Annotated in this window: 16 protein-coding genes and 1 pseudogene; 8 read left to right on the top strand and 9 right to left on the bottom strand. The window is 77.1% G+C overall.

The genetic code is table 11. The features are described from left to right. The first annotated feature begins 209 nt into the window (after positions 1-209). From GC089_RS11245 to GC089_RS11255, 3 genes are all read left to right on the top strand, one after another. Positions 210-938 carry an HAD hydrolase-like protein gene (locus GC089_RS11245; RefSeq protein WP_155377752.1) on the top strand — a complete coding sequence of 243 codons (729 nt, stop codon included), beginning with the start codon at positions 210-212 and terminating at the stop codon, positions 936-938. Further along, positions 935-1,630: an HAD hydrolase-like protein gene (locus tag GC089_RS11250; protein WP_155377753.1), complete on the top strand. Its 696-nt coding sequence runs from the start codon at positions 935-937 to the stop codon at positions 1,628-1,630. The genes GC089_RS11245 and GC089_RS11250 overlap by 4 nt, the downstream gene beginning before the upstream one ends. Before the next feature lie 62 nt (positions 1,631-1,692). After that, positions 1,693-2,556 carry a formate/nitrite transporter family protein gene (locus GC089_RS11255; RefSeq protein WP_155377754.1) on the top strand — a complete coding sequence of 288 codons (864 nt, stop codon included), beginning with the start codon at positions 1,693-1,695 and terminating at the stop codon, positions 2,554-2,556. Here the strand turns inward: GC089_RS11255 and GC089_RS11260 are convergent. From GC089_RS11260 to pnuC, 8 genes and pseudogenes are all read right to left on the bottom strand, one after another. Beyond that, the gene (locus GC089_RS11260) at positions 2,516-3,088 is read right to left on the bottom strand and encodes a phosphoribosyltransferase (protein WP_155377755.1); all 573 of its coding nucleotides are present in this window, start codon (positions 3,086-3,088) and stop codon (positions 2,516-2,518) included. The genes GC089_RS11255 and GC089_RS11260 overlap by 41 nt on opposite strands. A gap of 528 nt (positions 3,089-3,616) precedes the next feature. Continuing rightward, positions 3,617-4,675, bottom strand: a pseudogene (locus tag GC089_RS20105) (AMP-dependent synthetase); the annotation flags it as partial. Further along, on the bottom strand, positions 4,662-7,160 hold the full coding sequence (locus GC089_RS11270) for a hypothetical protein (RefSeq protein WP_155377756.1): 2,499 nt from the start codon (positions 7,158-7,160) through the stop codon (positions 4,662-4,664). The pseudogene GC089_RS20105 and the gene GC089_RS11270, both read right to left, overlap by 14 nt. After that, the gene (locus GC089_RS11275; protein WP_155377757.1) at positions 7,157-8,146 is read right to left on the bottom strand and encodes a hypothetical protein; all 990 of its coding nucleotides are present in this window, start codon (positions 8,144-8,146) and stop codon (positions 7,157-7,159) included. The genes GC089_RS11270 and GC089_RS11275 overlap by 4 nt, the downstream gene beginning before the upstream one ends. After that, positions 8,143-8,574 (bottom strand): hypothetical protein, encoded by a 432-nt coding sequence (locus GC089_RS20110; protein WP_370514111.1) that lies wholly within the window; start codon positions 8,572-8,574, stop codon positions 8,143-8,145. Before GC089_RS20110 ends, GC089_RS11275 begins: the two co-directional genes overlap by 4 nt. A gap of 50 nt (positions 8,575-8,624) precedes the next feature. Continuing rightward, positions 8,625-9,752, bottom strand: coding sequence for an AAA family ATPase (locus tag GC089_RS11280; RefSeq protein ID WP_230684751.1), 1,128 nt, complete (start codon positions 9,750-9,752; stop codon positions 8,625-8,627). Next, on the bottom strand, positions 9,749-10,894 hold the full coding sequence (locus GC089_RS11285; RefSeq protein WP_155377758.1) for an AAA family ATPase: 1,146 nt from the start codon (positions 10,892-10,894) through the stop codon (positions 9,749-9,751). The genes GC089_RS11280 and GC089_RS11285 overlap by 4 nt, the downstream gene beginning before the upstream one ends. Further along, positions 10,891-11,502: a nicotinamide riboside transporter PnuC gene (pnuC, locus tag GC089_RS11290; protein WP_155377759.1), complete on the bottom strand. Its 612-nt coding sequence runs from the start codon at positions 11,500-11,502 to the stop codon at positions 10,891-10,893. The genes GC089_RS11285 and pnuC overlap by 4 nt, the downstream gene beginning before the upstream one ends. 138 nt (positions 11,503-11,640) lie before the next feature. On the opposite strand from pnuC, the gene GC089_RS11295 reads away from it, so the two are divergent. Then, a complete protein-coding gene (locus tag GC089_RS11295) occupies positions 11,641-12,396 on the top strand; it encodes a MerR family transcriptional regulator (protein ID WP_155377760.1) in 756 nt (251 codons plus the stop codon). A 49-nt stretch (positions 12,397-12,445) separates the two neighbouring features. Here GC089_RS11295 and GC089_RS11300 read toward each other — a convergent pair whose 3' ends face one another. Continuing rightward, complete coding sequence (locus GC089_RS11300) at positions 12,446-13,396, bottom strand: DUF2207 domain-containing protein (RefSeq protein WP_155377761.1); 951 nt, start codon at positions 13,394-13,396, stop codon at positions 12,446-12,448. Between the two features lie 235 nt (positions 13,397-13,631). Between GC089_RS11300 and GC089_RS11305 the strand changes: the two genes are divergently transcribed. From GC089_RS11305 to GC089_RS11315, 4 genes are all read left to right on the top strand, one after another. Then, on the top strand, positions 13,632-14,315 hold the full coding sequence (locus GC089_RS11305; protein WP_155377762.1) for a hypothetical protein: 684 nt from the start codon (positions 13,632-13,634) through the stop codon (positions 14,313-14,315). A gap of 85 nt (positions 14,316-14,400) precedes the next feature. Beyond that, positions 14,401-14,727: a hypothetical protein gene (locus tag GC089_RS19135; RefSeq protein WP_230684752.1), complete on the top strand. Its 327-nt coding sequence runs from the start codon at positions 14,401-14,403 to the stop codon at positions 14,725-14,727. Continuing rightward, on the top strand, positions 14,649-16,373 hold the full coding sequence (locus tag GC089_RS11310) for a sensor histidine kinase (protein WP_230684753.1): 1,725 nt from the start codon (positions 14,649-14,651) through the stop codon (positions 16,371-16,373). The genes GC089_RS19135 and GC089_RS11310 overlap by 79 nt, the downstream gene beginning before the upstream one ends. Beyond that, complete coding sequence (locus GC089_RS11315; protein WP_155377763.1) at positions 16,370-17,014, top strand: response regulator transcription factor; 645 nt, start codon at positions 16,370-16,372, stop codon at positions 17,012-17,014. The genes GC089_RS11310 and GC089_RS11315 overlap by 4 nt, the downstream gene beginning before the upstream one ends. The last annotated feature ends 1 nt before the right edge of the window (position 17,015 follow it).

Below are 17,015 nucleotides of genomic sequence, written 5' to 3' on the forward strand. Positions count from 1 at the left end.
TACCACCTCGCTTGCCCGGGCGCCGAGACCCCCGGACCACTCTCCCTGCGGCTGTGACGGGCCTGCCCCGTCCGGTTCTACTGAGGACCGCTCCCGAGCTGGGTGCGTGTCCCGTTCTTCCGGAGGCTCACCGGTGATGGCCGGGTCGACGCCTGTGCGGTCCATCGTAGCCACCGTGCGGTCACGTCCGTCCACGACAATGGGACGCGATGACCAGCCAGCCCCGCCCCACGCCCGTCCCCCGCTCCCGTCCGCTCGTCCTGCTCGACCTCGACGGCACCCTCATGAACTCGGCACCCGGCGTGCTGTCGTCGGTGCGCGCGGCGTACGCGCACCTCGGCATGCCGGCGCCCACCGAGGCCGCGATGCGCACCTTCATCGGCCCGCCGATCGGGCACTCGTTCCCCGCGCACGGCGTCGCCGCCGAGAACCTCGCGGACGCGATCGCCGTCTACAACGAGCACTTCGGCCGTGTCGGCGTGTGGGACACGACCGTCTTCGACGGCATCCCGGAGGCGCTGCGCACGCTGCGGGAGGCCGGCGCGCTGCTCGTCGTCGCCACCGCGAAGCCGGCCACGTGGGCGCTGCCCATCTGCGCGGAGGTCGGCCTGACCCCGCTGCTCGACGCGGTCGTCGGGGCCCCCGACGACGAGTCGGAGTCGAAGGGGCAGATCATGGGCCGCGCGCTGGCGTGGGTGCGCGAGCACACCGGCGTCGCGCACGACCCCGCACGCACCGTCATGGTCGGGGACCGCGAGCACGACGTCGAGGGCGCGCACGAGCACGGCATCGCCTGCGTCGGCGTCGCCTGGGGCTACGGCGGCGAGGACGAGCTGCGCCGGACCGGGGCCGCGGAGGTCGTGCACGACGTCGCCGACCTCGCGCCGCGGCTGCTCGACCGGCTCGGGCTCACGGACGCCGGCCGGCGCACCGCGTGACCGCGTCCCCCGCGCGGCCCGTCGTCCTGCTCGACCTCGACGGGACGCTCACCGACTCCTACCCCGGCATCGCGGCCTCCGTGCGCGCCGCGTACGCGGCGCTCGGACTGCCGGCGCCCGACGGGGCCGCGCTGCGCCGGTTCGTCGGGCCGCCCCTCGGCGACTCGTTCGCGGCGCACGGCGTGCCGGCGGACCGCGTGCCGGACGCCGTCGCGGCCTACCGCACCGCGTACCGCGGCGGCCTGATGTGGGAGAACCACGTGTACGACGGTGTGCCGGAGCAGCTCGCCCTGCTCTCCGCCGCGGGCGTCCGCCTCGCGGTCGCGACGAGCAAGCCGGAGCCGTTCGCCGTCCCCATCTGCGCGCGCCTCGACCTCGACACGCACCTCGAGGTCGTGGCCGGCGCACCGCTGGACTCCCCGTCGACCAAGGCCGACGTCGTGGCGCACGCGCTCGCCGCGCTGGCCGCGACCGCACCGGTCGACCCGGCACGCACCCTCATGGTCGGCGACCGCGAGCACGACGTCGTCGGTGCCGCCGCCCACGGCGTCGCGTGCGTCGGCGTCGCCTGGGGCTACGGCGGCGAGGACGAGCTGCGCCGGGCCGGGGCCGCGGAGGTCGTGCACGACGTCGCCGACCTCGCGCCGCGGCTGCTCGACCGGCTCGGGCTCGCCGCACCCGTCCACGGCTGAGGGCCGTCGCAACGGCGGGAGGTCCGCTGCGGGCCCCCACCGGCTGTGGAAGCCTGACCAGCGTGAACGCCCCCGCGCCCGACCCGCTCGCCGGGCTCTTCCCCGGCCGGTACTTCATCAGCACCGTCCTGGAGGCCCTCGAGGCCAAGACGACGATGTCGGGCCGGCTCACGCGCCGGTACCTGCAGCGTGCCGCGATGGCGGGCGTCATCATCGGGCTCCTGTACGCCACGTACTACGCGGTGGTCGCCGCGTTCGCGTCGGTCGAGGCGGCCGGGACGTCGCTGCAGCCGCTCGGCCGGATGGCCGGCGCCGTCGCGTTCGGGTGGGCGCTCGTCTTCATCTACTACTCGCGGTCCGAGCTGCTGACCTCGAACATGATGATCGTCTCCATCGGCGCGTACCACCGGCGCACGACCTGGCGGCGCGCGGTGCGGCTGCTCGGGCTGTGCTACCTGGGCAACCTCGTCGGCGGGCTGTTCGTGGCCCTGCTGGTGCGGTTCTCCACACTCGTCGACGGGGCCGCGCTCGACCAGATGCTCGCGTCGGTCGACCACAAGCTCGCGTACGTGTCGGCCGGGCCGGTCGGCTGGGGTGACCTGCTCGTGCGCGCCGTGCTGTGCAACTTCTGCATCAACCTCGCGATGCTGCTCGTCTACAACGGGCTCATCAAGGACGACCTGACGAAGTCGCTGGTCATGATCGTGTCCGTCTTCATCTTCGCGTTCCTCGGCCTCGAGCACTCGGTCGCCAACACCGTGCTGTTCTCGATCGTCGGGCTGCGCGAGGGCCTCGACCTCGGGCTCGCCGCCGGCAACGTCGCGCTCGCGCTCGTCGGCAACTTCGTCGGCGGCGGCCTGCTCATCGGCCTGTACTACGCGTGGGTCAACGACGACTCGCGCTGGCGTCCGACGACGCCGGCGTGACCGGGGGCAGCGCCGACCACGGGAACGTGATCCACCGGTCGGTGCGACGCCACACGTAGTCGGGGTCGATGACCGAGCGCGGCTTGGCGTACAGCACCGCGGAACGCGCCTCGGCGCAGTGCTGCGCGACCAGCCGCTGGACGAGCGCGAGCGTCTCGCCGGTGTCCGCGACGTCGTCGACCACCAGGGCGCGCATGCCGTGCAGCGCGTCGACGTCGAGCAGCGGCGGCAGCACCTGCGGCTCCGGCAGGCGCGAGTCGACGCCGGTGTAGAACTCGACGTTGAGCGTCCCGACGCCCTTCGTGCCGAGCGCGTACGCGAGCGACCCGCCCGGCAGCAGCCCGCCCCGCGCGACCGCGACGACGACGTCCGGCACGAAGCCGGAGTCCACGACGGCCTGCGCGAGCTCCCGGGACGCCTCGCCGAACAGCGCCCAGTCCAGCACCTCGCGGTCCGGCGGGAGCTCCTGCCCGTCCGCCTGCTCCCCCGTCGCCGGCGTCGCCGCAACGCCCGCCCCACCCGTCGTCGTCATGCTCCGAGTCTCCCCCGGAGGCGGTGCCGGCGCCGTCGCCGGCGCATGACCGGCGCGGTCACCGGCGCCGTCAGGGTGCGCGGGTGGCGGCGTCGAGGTCGGTCGTGAAGCGGTGCGGCTTGCCGTCCGCGCGCTCGGGTCGGTCCCGGACGTCGAGCTCGACCGGGCGGCCGAGCCAGTCCCGGACCGCACGCGCCGCCTCGTCCGCCGCACCCGCACCCCGGGCACGGCCACGAGCCGGACGGTGCCGTCGGCGGCCTGGTGCAGGTGCCACGCCAGCAGGCCCGCCGCCTGCAGCACCTGCGTCGCGTCCACCGACGGCCGCCACCGCCCCGACGCGTCGGCGAACCGCACGGGTGCGCGGCCCTCGAGGCCGACCAGCACCGTGCCGCGCGCGTCCCGGCGCAGGGCGGCGTGGTCGCCGGTCCGGTACCGCAGCAGCGGCAGGTACGGGTTCTCGTCCACCGTGACGACGACCTCACCGCGCACCCCGTCGGGCACCGGACGGCCGTCGGCGCCGAGCACCTCGACGTGCACGCGCCGGTCGACGACCACGTGGTCGCCGTCGTCGAGCGCCGCGGCCACCGGGCCCGTCTCGCGCAGGCCGTACAGGTCCACGAGGGGCGCGTCCCACGTGGCGCGGACCGCCGCCCGCACGGCCGGCGTGACGTGGGTGGCGCCGTTGACGACCGCGACGGGGTGCAGGTCGAGACCCGCCGCCGCGAGCTCCAGCAGGTGCAGCAGCGGCAGCGCGCTCGTGCTCACCACCTGCGGGTCGACGTCGGCGAGCCACCGCTCGCGGTCGCCCGGCGCCCGCCACGCCGACGGGTCGAGGTTTGCCCGCGCCATGAGGGGCACCGGGGTGCCGGCCGGCCGCGGGAACGCCGACATCGCGGAGACGTACGTGAAGGCCGTCCGCTGGTCGACGAGGTTGAGCAGGCCGAGCCGGTCCGCGTCCGCCTCCCAGCGGGCGCCCGCCGCGGTGACGAGCCCGTGCAGCAGCAGCAGGTCCGAGGCGACCGCGCGCGGGTGCAGCGGCACGCGCAGCGCCGCGCCCGTGCTGCCCGAGCTCGTGCCCTCCAGCACCCGGTCCAGCGGCACGTCGACGGGCACGTGCGCCGCGAGGTCCGCGACGAGGTCGGCGCGCGTCACCCGGGGCAGGTCGGCCAGCGGTGTCGTGGGCCCGCTCGTGCCCGCGCGCGCCGCCCGGCGGTACCGCGGCACGACGGCGTGGGCGCGCGCGACGAGGTCGGCGACCCAGGCGGGCGGGTCGTCCCGCGCCGCGGTGCGTCCGCTCCCGGCGTCGGTCGGCGCTGCGTGGCGGCCGCCGAGGGCGCGCAGGTCCGCCTCGTCCAGGCGGTCGCCCGTCTCGTGCACCCACACCGGGGCAGCCGGGTGCGCCCGGGCCCGCGCGACACGCGCCAGGTCGGACGCGGGCAGGCTCGGCCACCGCTCGGCGTCGGCGAGCGTCGCCGCACCCATCGGCGCGTACTCCGCCAGCAGGCCGTCCGGTGCGGTCAGGTCGAGCGCGGGGTCGGCGCCCCCGGCACCGACGGCGTCCCGCGCGTCGCCGTCAGTAGTTCGCATACTGCGCCGCCGCCTCCTTCGCCCGCTGCTCCGCCAGCCGCGCGGCGAGCTCCCGGGCACGCTCCTGCTCCTGCGCCATCTGCGCCGTCAGGACGCGCTGGTGCGCCGTGCTGACCGCGGCCCAGGCGTCCGCCGCGAGGTCGTCGTCCTCACCCGCCGGCCGCAGCCCGGCGACGGCGAGGAACGCGCGAGCGAGCTCCTCACGCGGGCCGTCCTGCGCCAGCCACGCGGGTCCCGCGCGCAGGCCGGCGAGCGCACGCGGGAGCGCGGCGACGACCCGCAGGAGCCAGCTGCCGGTGCCGCCCGCCCGTGCCGCGGCGTCCTGCGCTCCCGGTGCGCCGCGCAGGGCGGGGTCCGCGACCAGCCACGAGGCGAGCAGCGCCAGGGCGGCCGCGTCCCGGCCCTCGGGGGTGCCGGCGGCGAGCCGCTCGTCCAGGTGGCGCAGCCAGGCGGGGTCGAGCACCGTGCCGTCCAGCGCGACGGCGAGGTCGGCGACCGCGGCGGTCGCGTGCACCTGCGGGTCCAGGAGGTCGGCCGGGCACGCGGTCAGCCGGTGCAGCAGCACCGCGAGCGGCGGGCCGTCCGTCCGCTCGCCGGGGACGGCGCTCGACGGGAGGCGCCCCGTGGGCTCGTCCGGGGTGACGTCGCTCATCGTGTCCCTCCCGTCGCGCCGGCCGACCGCGGCCCGGGCGTCCTCGCGTACGTGCGCCGCGCGAAGTCGCGCGCGAAGTCCACCAGGTCCGTGTCCGCCCCGACCCAGTAGACGTCGTAGCCGGCGGGCAGCCCCGCCTCCGTCCGCGAGCGCCATCCCTCGGGCACGTCGAGCAGGAGCGAGCCGCCCCGCCGGCGCGCTCGAGCGCCTGCACCGCCAGCGGGGTCGGGCCGTCGCCGTCGGGGGACGCGTCGGCGAGCATCGTGCGCGCCCCGTCGTCCGACACCACCGCGATGTGCGTGGGCCGCGTCGCGGCCGGCGGACGGCCGTCCTCGCCCAGGTAGGTGCGCCGCAGGACGCCCAGCGGGAACGCGGTGGCGCCGCCGAAGTGCGCCACGACCGCTCGCAGCACCGCCTCGGGGTCCCGCGTGAACCCGTCCGTCCCGCCACCTGGTGCCGGCCGCTCCACGTCGTGGCCTGCACGCGCGCCCCGACGCGCAGCGCGGACAGGGCGAGCACCGCGCCCGCGAGCGCGATGGCGGAGAACCGCTTCGGGTCCGGCATCGAGCCGGACGAGTCGAGGTAGAGGTCGAGGTCGACGGGCGTCTCGTGCGCGAGCGCGGGCGCGTCGTCGAGCACCTCGCGGCGGACGGTCGTCACACCCGGCAGGACCACCGGCGACGCCGTGACCGTGCCGGTCCAGTCCACGTCGGCCAGGTCGTCGCCGACCTCCCAGGTGTCGTAGCCGCCGATCAGGTCCTCGGGGACGCCGGGTGTCCGCTCCACCGGGAACGGCACGAGGTACGCGGCCGCGCGGTCGCGGTACCAGGCGATGGCGACGTCCTCGAGCGAGGTGGTGTCGCCGAGGGCCCGGAGCACGGCGTGCAGGTCACCCGGCAGGAGCGTGTTGCCGAGGGTGCCGTGCGCGGAGCCGGGCGCGGACGCGTCGGCCACGGGGGGCTGCACGTCCTCGTCGGCCGTGCCGGCGGCATCGCCGGTCACGTCGCCCACCACGGCCGGGTCGAGCGACGGGTGCAGCACGGGTGCCGCGAGGGACGGGTCGCCGGCGAGCCCGGCGGGCAGGCCGGTGCCCTCGTCCGCGTCCCCGCACACCACGAGGCGCAGGCGGCGCACGTCCAGGTCGCGCAGCGCGTCCTCCGGCAGCGCCGTGCGCACGAGGCTCGCGAACCCCGCCGCACCGCCGACGGGGTCGCGCGCGTAGGCGCGCACGAGGCGCGCGCACAGCCACGCCGCGCCCTCGTCGACGTCGACGCCGGGGCCGGTGAGCGAGCCGCGCGGCTGGTGCCACAGGATCTCGTCCGCGCGCAGGACGAGCGCCATGAGCGGGTCCGCCGCGGGGGCGAGCGCCCGCCACACGGCCGCCAGGTCGGCCGCGCCCGTGCGCTGCAGCCGGTCGTTGACGAGCAGGTCGGACCACAGGTTCGCGACGACGGCGACCAGGTGGTCCTGGTCCACGAGGCCGGCCCGCACGCGTGCGGCCGTGCGCAGGGCGGTGCGTCGGTCCACGGGCGCGAGCAGGTGGTGCCCGACCTCGTGGGCGAGCACGGCGAGCGCGTGGTCGCCGATGCCGCGGGCGACGGCGTGGCGGAGATCGACATGCACCTCGACGCGCTGCGAGTCGTACCAGGCGAACGAGCGGGCGCCGCGCACCGGCCTCGTGTGCAGCACGGGCGGGTGCATGCGGGAGACGCGCCCCCAGGCGGCCAGCGCGTCCGGCCAGCGGGCGCGCCAGGCCTCCGCGAGCGCGTCGAGCTCCGCCTGCGTCAGGCGCACCCCCGGTGCGGGGGCACCGCCGGGGCCGGCCGCGCTCACGCCGCCCCGTCCGCGGCGGCGAGCCGCACGACGTCGAGCGCGTACGAGTGGACCCGGCTGACGAGCACGAGCGCGGGGTCGTCCGGGTCCGGTGCGGCGCCCGTGACCTCGTCCGTCCAGGGCACGGGCAGCGCAGCCGGCGCGGCGGGCTGCGGGCCGGCTCCCCACGGCTCGTCCGTGTCGGGTGCCAGGCGCACGACGGCGGATCCGTGGACGTCGGCCAGCACCGACCACCGGTACCCGTCCGCGACGGCTCCCCACCCGGTGGGGCCGGCGGCCACGGCCCGGGGCGGCGTCAGCCATGGGCCGCCCCACACGGTGAACCCGCCGGCACGCGACACCACGCCCGCACCGGTGGACGTGCCCGGCCACCACCAGCGATCGGCACGGTTCCGGTCCAGCACGGCCGCGACGTCCGCGTCCGCGGGCAGCGCGAGCAGCGCGCGCACGACGTCGGCGGGCAGCCCGGCGGCGGCGTCGAGCGCGGCGTCCCGGTACCGGACGAGACCGCACCGCCACGCCGCGAGCAGCAGCGCGGGACGGACGAGCGCCGCGGACGGCGGCGGCGGGGCCGCGGCGAGCAGAGCGGCCCAGCGGTCGAGCGCACCGCGGCGGCCGACGACCGCGGCGGCGGCGACGACCGGTGCGACGACGGCACCGCCGAGCGCGCGGCACCAGGGCGTGAGCGCGGGCAGGACCTCCAGGACCGCGGCCCGCTGCGGGTGGCCGGCGTGCCACCGGCCGCGGGCCACGAGGTCGAGCGTCACGCGCACGACATCCAGCAGGGCGGACGTCGCCGGCTCGGCGTCGTCGCCGGCGTCCACGAGGCCCGGCGTGACGGGCTCGAGGTCGGCCAGCGCGGCGCGCACGTCGTCCGCCCGGGCGCCGGCGGCCGCCGCGGCGCGCAGCCACGGGTCGGCGGACGCGGCGTGCACGCGCAGCGCCCGTCCCAGCGGACCGTCGCGCCGCAGGGCCGCTGCGCTCACGCGCCGCTCCAGCGCAGCCACTCCAGGTAGGACGAGTAGCGCTGGTGGGCGTACTTGAGCGCGAGGGCGTCCTCGTAGACGTCGCCGTGCAGCTTGGCGGTCCTGCCCCAGCGGCCCAGGAGGCCCTCGATCCGGGCGAGGCGCTCGCGCACGGTCCGCTCGTCGACGCCGTCCAGGCCGCGGGCCAGCTCGGCGAGCACGTCGCCCACCGGGTCGTCGTCGTCGAGCCCGGCGGCGTCGTACTGGCGGCAGGCGGTGTCGAACAGGTCCCGGATCCACGAGACGCGGTCGGTGCGCAGCGCCTCGCGCTCCGGGTCGTCGAACGCGGGCGCCTGCAGGTCCGGCTGCAGCTTGTCGTGCAGGACGAACGGCAGCACGGCGCGCAGGTCGTCGAGCGTCACCTCGGCGTTGCCGCGGAAGTACGCCATGGCCTTCGCGTAGGAGATGAGCGACTGCAGCGCGCGCACCGACAGGCCCGTCAGGGTCTGCGCGCCGACGTCCTCGCGGCGGTCGCGGCCGTCGTCCGCGACCGCGAGCAGGTGCGGGTCGACCCCGGCCAGGCGGGCGGTGTCCTTGGTGCGGTACTCGAGCTGCCACGCGGCCTTCTCCAGCAGCTCGAGCTGGGCCGCGAAGTGCTCCAGGCGCCGGCGGACCGGCACCGGGAACGGCACGCGCAGCACCTCGGCGTGCAGGCGGTCGTGCTCGTCGGCGTCGAAGACGATGCCCGGGGCACGTTCTCCTCCGGGCGCAGCCGGCGCTCGGCCCGCGTGACGAGGTCGCCGAGGAAGCGGTGGTTGAAGGCCAGCGCCTTGACGACGACGTCGATGCGGTCGCGCAGCGCGTCGACCACCTGGAACGTGCCGCCGCCCGCGTCGTCGTTCGCCGTGAGGTACCAGGCGGACGCACCGGTCTCGTAGACCTGGTCGAACACCTCGACGTACCCGTCCGCGAGCACCGTGAGCAGGGCGGACTGCGTGCGGGTGGGGATGCGGTTGTACTCGTCGACGATCTTCACGCGCATGCCCAGCCACGAGCGCCACGCGACGTCGATGTCCGACAGCCGCTCGGCGCCGATGAGGTCGCGCGGCAGCGGCGTGCCGAACATGTCCTGCACCGTCAGCTGCGGGTGCCCGTGCTGCATCGCCCGGCGGACGTCCCGCAGCGGGTAGCCCGCGATCACGCCCATGAGCACCGCGGACGCGGTCTTGCCGCGGCCCGGACCGCCGACGAGCAGGCACCGGCCGCGCACGGCGAACGTCAGCAGCGGCAGCAGGACGAACGAGGAGTACGACTGGTCGGTCGGCAGCTCGACCGCGGCGCGCGAGTCGCCGACGTGGAACGTCGTGCGCGGCCGCTGCGGGTCGTGGAACTCCAGGTCGTAGTGCGGGCTGATGATCGCGTGGTTGACCATCCAGAAGTACGCCTGGCGCAGCTTCTCGTCGAGCGGCGCACCGGCGGGCGCACCCCCGGCGGCCGTCTCGTCGGCGAACAGGTGGGCGACGTCGAGGGCGACGCCGTCACCGCCGCGCGGCTGCACCCCCGCGCGGGTGGGGGCGGCCGAGACGTGGGCGAGGCCGGCGTCGCCGGCGGGTCCGGGTGCGCTCACGCCGGGGAGTCTGGCACGGCGGCCGGCACGGGCACGCGACCGTCACCCGGGCGGTCGGCGGTCGCGGCGCCGTGCGCGGCGGCCAGGTCGACGAGGTCGCCGTTCGCCTGGGGCAGCGGGTCGGCGAGCGTGCGCGGCGTCGTCAGCAGCGGGCGGACGAGCGCCTCGGCCGCGGCGAGCCGGGTCGCGCGGTCGCCGCGCACCTCCACCCAGGGCGCTCCCCCGGCCGCCTCCTGCCGCGCCAGGACCTCGCGGAACCGGTCCTGCATCGCGTGCCGCACGTGCTCGCCGTCGCGCAGGCCGTCCTGCACGAACGGGATCTCGTCGCCCGTCAGCAGGTACAGGTCCGGCACGCGGGACGCCGCGAGCGCCTCCACGGTCGGCGACGACGTGCCGACGTACCGCTCGTGCCACACCGTCGTGGCGAGCACGTCCGTGTCGCACACGAGCAGCGGGACCGGGGTGCGGCGGGCGGCGTCGTCCTCGCGGCGGGCCTGCTCGCGCGCGACGAGGTCGAACTCGCTCGTGTGCCAGGGCGCGTCCAGCCCACCCGGGCGCTGCTCGGACCACTCGCGCCCGAACTCGGCGACCGTCGGCAGGCCGAACAGCGCCGTCAGGTCCTCGGCGAGGGTCGTCGTGCCGGTCGACTCCGCGCCGAGGACGACGACGCGCCGCACGTACCAGGCGCGCACCGGCGCGGGCAGGGCCCACCAGTGCCCGGCGGGGTCGGCGCGCACCGCGGTGCCGGACACGGGCACCCCGCGGCGGCCCGGGTCGGCCCGCAGCCACGTCGCACCGAGGCGGCGGGCGAGCTCGGCTCCGTACGCGTCCGAGGTGGCGACGGCGTCGACCGGCGCGTCGAGCAGGCTCTGCATGACGGCGACGTGCGCGTCCCACGCGGCGGGGTCGGCGTAGTCGACCGGGGCGTCGTCCACCGCGTGCACGACGCGGGCGGTCGGCAGCTCCTCTGCGAGCCACGCCGCGCGCGTCGCCGCGGGCAGGGACTCGACCGACGACGCCAGGACCTGCACCGTCACCCGTTCGCAGCGGGCCAGCGCGTGCCGCACGAGCGCGAGGTGGCCCGCGTGCGGCGGGTAGAACTTGCCGATGACGAGACCGTGGCGGAAGCGGGCGCGGGTCACGCGGGGGCGCCCGGGGTCGCGACGGCCGGGGCGGGCACCTCGTCGTCGGGGTCCGCGCGCAGGTCGCGTGCCCACGACCGCCACCCCTGCACGCACAGCGCGATGAGCAGCACGTAGAGCGCGGCGGTCAGGTACAGGCCGAGGCTGAGGTACAGCCCGACGAGCAGCACGTCGGTGACGATCCACACCGCCCAGCTGCCGACCCACTTGCGTCCGAGCATCACCTGCGCGACGAGGCTCAGCGCGGTCGTCCCGCCGTCCCACAGCGGCTGGACGGACGCGCCCGTCGCGTCGAGCACGCGCGCGAGCGCGACCGTGCCGAGCACCACCGCCAGGGCGGCCACGGGCCAGACGAGGCGCGGCGTCCGGCGCACGGGCAGCGTCGAGCGGTCGGGACCGCCGCGCACCCACCAGTACCAGCCGAGCGCGCCCAGCACGAGGTACACGACCTGCAGCGCCGCGTTGGCGCCGATGCCCGCCTGCCAGAACAGCACGGCGAACACCACGGTGTTGGCGATGCCCACCGGGAAGTTCGCCACGTGCTGGCGCGCCGCGAGCCACACGCACGCCGCACCGGTGACGAACCCGACCACCTCGACCCATGTCACGGAGCGTGAGGCTAACCCGCCGGCGCGGCGCAACCGGTCGACGCTCGCCCGTCCGGTGCCCTTGACCTTGACGTCGCGTCAACTCCTACCGTGGAGCAGGTCCGCACGACGGCGGGCACGGACACGGGAGGAGGAGGCGTGGAGGCGTCCATCCAGGAGGTGGCCCGGCTGACCGGCACGACCAGCCGCACGCTGCGCCACTACGACGCGATCGGGCTGCTCGCGCCCTCCCGCGTCGGCGAGAACGGGTACCGCTGGTACGACGACGACGCGCTCGTGCGCCTCCAGCGCATCCTCCTGCTGCGCGACCTGGGGCTCGGGCTCACCGAGATCCGCCGGGTCCTCGACCGCGAGACCGACGAGGCGACGGCCCTGCGCCGGCACCTCACGTGGCTGCGCGCCGAGCAGGACCGCCTGGCCCGCCAGGCGGCGTCCGTGCACCGCACGCTCACCGCACGCGAGAAGGGAGACCGGCTGATGGCCGACGAGATGTTCGACGGGTTCGACCACACGCAGTACAAGGAGGAGGTGGAGCAGCGCTGGGGCGCCGACGCGTACGCCGCGTCCGACGCCTGGTGGCGCGGCCTGTCCGACGAGGACCGCGCGTCCTGGAAGGCCGCGTCCGAGCGCCTCGGCGCCGACTGGGCCGCCGCGGCGCAGGCGGGCACCGACCCGACGTCCGACGCGGCGCAGGAGCTCGCGCGACGCCACGTGGAGTGGCTCGGCGGCATCCCCGGCACGCCCGGGTACGGCTCGACGCCCGACGCCGGGTACGTGACGGGCCTCGCCGACATGTACGTCGCCGACCCGAGGTTCGCGGCGGCCTACGGCGGCACGGCAGGGGCGACCTTCGTGCGCGAGGCCCTGCACGCGTACGCCGCGCGCGCCCTCTGACGCGTGTGCGCACCCGCGCCGCGACGCGGGTGCGCACACGCAGGTGGCGTCAGTCCAGGGACCGCACGAACGCACCGTCGTGCTCGGCCCGGCTGCCTCCCGTGGCCACCTCGCCCCAGGGGTCCCCGGACTGCTCGGGACCCGTGCCGTACCCCGGGCGGTCGACCTGCAGCCGCCGCAGCAGGGCCAGCAGGTCCGCCTGCTCCTCGGCCCCGCTCCCCGCGCCCCGGCACCAGGCCGGGACCTGCGCGAACAGCACCGCCCACGGCAGCAGGGCGGCGTGCGCCGCGGTGCCGGACCGCGTGTCCTCCCGGTCGCCCAGCCGCAGGTGGTCACGCAGGCCGTGCAGGTGGTCGCGCAGGACGACGCCCCGGTCGCTGAGCACGTGCGGCAGGCGCGGCGGCAGCAGCGTGAGCACCGCCATGAACGCGATCGTCATGGTCGCCCATCCGGTCAGCCACCCGCCGCGCAGCAGCGGGACCGAGAGCAGGACGACGACGACCATCGCGACGCGCCGCGCGACCCGCCCGGTCGGCGGAGAGGGCACCCTGCGCCACCCCTCGCGCACGACCAGCGTGTTCACGGCCGCCTGCAGCTCGCGCAGCCGCTCGTCGCGACCGTGGTCGGACCCGGACAGCACCGCGCGGTCCCCCGCGCGCGGCTCGCCGTGGCCGACGAGCGCGGCGACGAACCCGCGCTCGACGGGCGCCAGCCCCGTGAGGTCGACGACCTCGACCTGTGCCACGTCGCCCGGGACGACCCGCAGGGCACCACGGACCACGAGGTCGGCGACCTGCGCGGACGTGCTCCGACGCCGCCACCCGACCACGTGCGCGCCCACCAGGACCGGGACGTCGCGGGGCGGGTCGGACCGCCGGGCGGGCCACGTGGGCACGGACGGGTCGGACGGCGGCCGCTCCGCCACGAAGGCCCACAGGGTGACCGCGAGGGCGGCGGCCAGCAGCAGCAGGGCGAGGGGCAGGAGTTCCTCTCCGGTCACGTGGCCACCCCAGCAGGTACGGGTGAACAGGGGGTGACGCGTGCCCGACCACGGGTCGCGACGGGCGCAGGAGCCCGCGCGACGCCACGTGGAGTGGTCGGGCGGCATCTCGGCGCGCCCGGGGCAACCGCCCGAGAGGACGGGCGCCGCGCCCTGGTGCCCGGGACGGCGCCCGGACCAGCGTGGTCCGCACACCCACCCCGCCGCACCGCGGCACGACACGAGGAGCCGGTCCATGCACGCCGCCCCCACCCACTCCCCCACCTCCGCGCCCGCCCCCGCGGCCGCCGCCCCCTCCCGCGCCTGGGCCTGGGTCGGCGTGGCCGCCGGCGCCCTCGGCGTCGCGACGATCCAGACGTCCATGGCCGCGTCGGTGGACTGGGAGGCGACCGCCGGCGACGCGGTCGCCATGCTCGAGGACGCCTCGACCAAGCAGGGCACGTACCTGACGTTCCACGTGCTCGCCGTGCTCACCGCGCTCGCGCTGCCGGTCTTCGGCGCAGGGCTGCGCAGGCGCCTGGACCAGCAGGGCCCGGCCGGTGCCCTGCACGGTCAGGTCGCGCTGGCGGGCCTGCTGCTGACCGCCACGGCGCTGCTGCTCGGCAGCGGCCTCGACACGCAGTTCGCGCTCGGCCTGTCGGACACCGCCGCGTTCGTGCCCGAGTCCGCCGCCTTCTACACCGACTGGGTCGCCACCATCCCGTGGCTGTGGGTCGGCGCGGGCCTGTCGGCCCTCGCGCTCGCCGTCACGGCGCTGCGGCACGGCGCCGCGCCGCGCTGGATCGGCGTCGTCTCCGCCGTGCTCGGAGCGCTGACCGTCGTCGCGGGCGTCTCGCCGTTCCAGTACATGGCGGGCTTCACCGGCCCGCTCTGGGTCCTCCTCGTGGCGCTCGGCTTCGCGCTCGGCGACCGGCGCTGACACCCGGCACGACCGCAGGACGCCCGCACCGGATCACCCGGTGCGGGCGTTCCGCCCGTCCACGCCGGACAATACGGTGCAGGGCGTGACACACCCGACGTCCGCACCCGGGCGCCCCCGCACCGCCGTCGCGGTGGCCGTGGCGGCCGTGACGCCGGCCGTCGCCGGTGCCGTGCTCCTCGTCGCCGCCCGGGTGCCCGTCACCGCCGACCTGCTGTTCCTCCTCGTCGACGTGACCGTGGCCGTCGTCTACGGCACGGTCGCGGCCGTGATCCTGTCGCGGCGCGTGCACGCCGTGGCCTGGCTCGTGGCACTGGCAGCGGTGGGCGGGGCGTGTCCGCGCTGGGCGGCGGGTGGGGCGCGTGGGGCGCCGCGCACCCGGGCACGGCGCCGCCCGAGGGCCTCGCCATGACGTTCGGGTGGGCGTGGGTGCCCGGCACGCTCGCGCTCTTCCTCGTCGTGCCGTGGCTGGTGCGCGAGGAGCCTCCCGGACGCCTGGAGCGGGCCGGCCTCGCGCTCGGCGTCGTGGTGACCGCGTCCCTCGCACTCCAGCGCCTGCTGCTGCCGATGTCGGACACGAGCGCGCTCCTCCTCGCCGTCGTGCTGACCGGGCTGCTCACGGCCGCGGCCACGGCGTGGCGCCGGTGGCGCGGGCCCCTGCGCGAGCGCCCCGGGCTCGGTCTCCTCGCCCTCGGCACCGCGCTCATGGCGCTGTCGTTCCTGCCCCTGGTCCGGTCGACGACGCCGGACGACCTGCTGCTCGCGGTGCCGCTCACCCACCTGGTGTGCCAGGCGCTGTTCCCCGGTGCCCTCCTCGTCACGGTCCTGCGCAACCGGCTGTGGGGCATCGACCTCGTCGTCAGCCGTGCCGTGCTGCTCGGACTGCTCACCGTCGGGCTCGTCGCCGTCTACGCGGGCCTGGTGTGGGCCACCACGGCACTCGCCGGCAGCTCCGCCGTGGCGCAGGTCGTCGGCGCCGTCGGCGTGGTCCTGGCCGTGCAGCCGGTGCGCTCCCGGCTCGACGTGCGGGTACGCCGCCTCGTGTACGGCGACGCCACGACGCCCGGGCGCGCCGCGCTGCGCCTGGGCGCCCGGCTGTCCGACGCCGGTGCCGACGACCTGCTGTCGTCGCTCGCCGCCGGCGTGGGCGAGGCGCTGCACCTGGAGTCGGTCACCCTGACCCTCGCCGACGACCCGGCGGCACGAGGCACCTGGGGCGACGCCACGGCCGAGCCCGTCACGCGGACGGTGCACCGGGCGGGGCGCCCCGCCGGGACCGTCGCGTTCACCGCACGTCCCGGGGAGCGGCTCGACGCGCGCACGCACCAGGCCCTCGACGCCCTGCTGCCCGTCGTCGGCGCCGGCCTCGACCTCGTGCAGGGCGCACGCGCGCTCGCCCGCGCCCGGGACGCGGCGACGCGCGCGCGGCTCGCCGAGCGCCGGGTCATCCGGCGCGAGCTGCACGACGGGATCGGCCCGTGGCTGACCGGTCTGCGGCTCGGGCTGCAGGGGGCGCGCAACGCCCTGCCCGCGGACCCGGCGACCGCCGACTCGGTGCTCGCGACGCTCCAGGCGCAGGTGGTGCAGCGCATCGAGGACGTGCGGACCCTGTCCCGCACCCTGCTCCCGCCTGCCCTCGACCAGGAGGGCCTCGCCGCTGCCGTCGGGGAGCTCGTGCGGAACGCGGCCGCGGACGGCTTCGTCGTCGAGCCGGCGGGCGCACTGACGGGGCAGGGCGCCGCGCTCCGGGACGTCGGGCCCCACGTCGCCGCCGCCGCGTACGCGATCGCCGCCGAGGCGGTCACGAACGCGGCACGGCACAGCGGTGCCCCCGGCTGCCGGCTGGAGGTGCACCGTGAGGACGGGACGCTCGTCGTGGTGTGCACCGACGCCGGCCGGGGCCGCGCACCCGGGACGCCGGACGGGGTCGGCACCCGGTCGATGCGCGAACGCGCGGAGGAGCTGGGCGGCACGGTGTCCATCACCTCCGGCCCCGCCGGCACGGGCACGCGGGTGACCGCCCGCCTGCCGCTCGCGCGAGCGGCGGTGCCGGCATGACGGTGCGCGTCGCCGTCGTCGACGACCACCCGGTGTTCCGCCTCGGCATGGTCGCGCTGCTCGACTCGCTGCCCGGCGTGCGGGTCGTCGCGCAGGCCGACGGGGCGGCGGCCGCGCGCGAGGTCCTGCTGCAGTCCCCGGGCCCGGACGTCGTGCTGATGGACCTCGACCTCGGCGACGGCTCCGGGGTCGACGTCACCCGCGACGTCGTGCGCGCGCGGCCGGACCTGCGGGTCCTGGTCGTCACGATGCACGAGGACGACGACGCCGTGGTGGCGTCGGTGCGCGCCGGCGCCCGCGGGTACCTGCTGAAGTCCGCCGCCCCCGACGCGGTGGAGCGGGCGGTGCGCGCCGTGGCCGCCGGGGAGATGATCCTCTCGCCGGCGGTGGCGGAGCGGGCGATGTCCTACGTCCTCGCCGGTCGGACGTCGACGCGGGTGCCGTTCCCCCAGCTGACGGACCGCGAGCGCGAGGTGCTGGACCTCGTCGCCCGCGGCCTGGACAACGTCGCCGTGGCCCGGCGCCTGGGCGTGAGCCCGAAGACCGTGCGCAACGCCGTCGGCTCGGTCCTGGCGAAGCTCGCCGTCAGCGACCGGGCGGCGGCGGTGGTGCGGGCCCGCGCCGAGGGCCTCGGGACCTGAG

The organism is Cellulomonas sp. JZ18, assembly GCF_009720485.1.
Taxonomy (GTDB): domain Bacteria; phylum Actinomycetota; class Actinomycetes; order Actinomycetales; family Cellulomonadaceae; genus Cellulomonas.

Coding starts and splice junctions, on each gene's coding strand:
- GC089_RS20110 (WP_370514111.1), bottom strand. CDS start 8,574: ATGGCGTACTTCCGCGGCAACGCCGAGGTGACGCTCGACGACCTGCGC.
- GC089_RS11245 (WP_155377752.1), top strand. CDS start 210: ATGACCAGCCAGCCCCGCCCCACGCCCGTCCCCCGCTCCCGTCCGCTC.
- GC089_RS11305 (WP_155377762.1), top strand. CDS start 13,632: ATGCACGCCGCCCCCACCCACTCCCCCACCTCCGCGCCCGCCCCCGCG.
- GC089_RS11315 (WP_155377763.1), top strand. CDS start 16,370: ATGACGGTGCGCGTCGCCGTCGTCGACGACCACCCGGTGTTCCGCCTC.
- GC089_RS11260 (WP_155377755.1), bottom strand. CDS start 3,088: ATGACGACGACGGGTGGGGCGGGCGTTGCGGCGACGCCGGCGACGGGG.